The organism is Salinivibrio sp. MA440, assembly GCF_001996265.1.
GTDB lineage: Bacteria > Pseudomonadota > Gammaproteobacteria > Enterobacterales > Vibrionaceae > Salinivibrio > Salinivibrio costicola.
Map to the genome: position 1 here is coordinate 1 of NZ_MUFI01000095.1, position 1,443 is coordinate 1,443.

Below are 1,443 nucleotides of genomic sequence, written 5' to 3' on the forward strand. Positions count from 1 at the left end.
CTCCTGTCGTATAAACATTTTATTACCTTTATTTCTCTATTATTTAGTCGTATCTTAGATTCTTATCTACTGAATCATAATATAGAATAAGCAAAAAACTATGTTGACATGATGACTAATGGACTTGGATCAAAAACGTAATGCATTGAAACTACAGCTAGAAACAGCAATCAATGATTTAAAAAACCAGGCCGAATCTCAAGGCTGTAGAATTGCTCAGCGACGTCGCTCTGGGTACCTATACGCTGTCGATGCTGTTCGGAACATTGTTCTAGAGCCATGGTTTACCAAGTTACTCAGTCAACATGGCTCCGTACTCAAAAAGTACAGCAGTTCTAACGCTATCCATCTTGCTGAGATCGTCGAAAGTTACGGCGGATTAAATAAAACAATTAAACTCATTGAAGCGGTGCTAGCGTTGCGTGGATTCGGGCTTGATAGCCAACAACACACTGATTATGTAGATCAAGTGCTCTGGGGGTTAAAAGATTTACGTTCACTCACTCCCCAGCATCAAGAAGAAACAATGCGCTGGAACAGTGTACTTCCGTATTGTGCTCTGTGCTTCCGTCTACGCAGCCGATCCCATTACTACTGCGAAAAACACCATCCCATCAAGTCCACTAGACTTTATAAACAGCAAAAATACGCAGATATCACTGCATTGAAACATCTACCTAACGAAAATTGCGAGGCATACGAAAAGTACCTGGTAAAACCGAACAAACAGAAAAAGTTGGGACGACAACTTTATGATCTGGTCAGCGGCTATGCGCCGCATCCACGAGTCTTCTTACGTCACTGCAAAGATAGCGCTATATCAGGGGACTGGATCACACTATCAAAGAACATTGTTCAGACATGCAAAGTGACTTATCCAGCTAGCTATAAAAAAATAAAACAAATCAAACCAGATGATTTTAGAAACTGGCCTTCGTGGTGTATCGCGATCGTGAGATGCTTAGATTCTACAGAACCAAATGCGTGGAATGAAAAAGAGTGCCTAACGATTTTCAGTGAGTTGAACACTTGGACAGCATTAGTCGGGATCTTGCATCGCTTCGAATGTGTAGAACGCATCAATAGCATTGAAACTAAGCGTGGCCCAGACATTGGATATGGAGCCAATCTAGAACAACACCAGTTGATCAAAGATCTGTTAAAACAACAGCTAGCCACGAATAGCAAAACTAACTTAAGTGAAATCGCTAGGACTCTTAGTCTTAGTAGACAACGCATACACCAGATCATTAAAAAACATCAATTGCTCTCTTAAACAGCAAAGTGGCTGTGCAAAAAAACAATCAAATTTATTTTACATTTTTAATTATTTAATCAAATAAAAATCATAAATATAATCACGAATGATTTAGTTTTTAAATGGCTTAAAGATAATTATGGCAATAAAATATTTTTTACTTGTTGATTTTTTCATGTTATAAC

At 38.4% G+C, this 1,443-nt stretch carries 1 protein-coding gene; it reads left to right on the forward strand.

What is annotated here, in order from left to right:
• Positions 1-118 precede the first annotated feature (118 nt).
• Positions 119-1,276, forward strand: a complete 1,158-nt coding sequence (locus BZG80_RS15640; RefSeq protein ID WP_077679767.1) for a MarR family transcriptional regulator — start codon at positions 119-121, stop codon at positions 1,274-1,276.
• Positions 1,277-1,443: the final 167 nt, after the last annotated feature.

Bases quoted from the DNA above. Each gene is read 5' to 3' on its own strand.
- BZG80_RS15640 (WP_077679767.1), top strand. From the start codon at position 119: ATGGACTTGGATCAAAAACGTAATGCATTGAAACTACAGCTAGAAACA.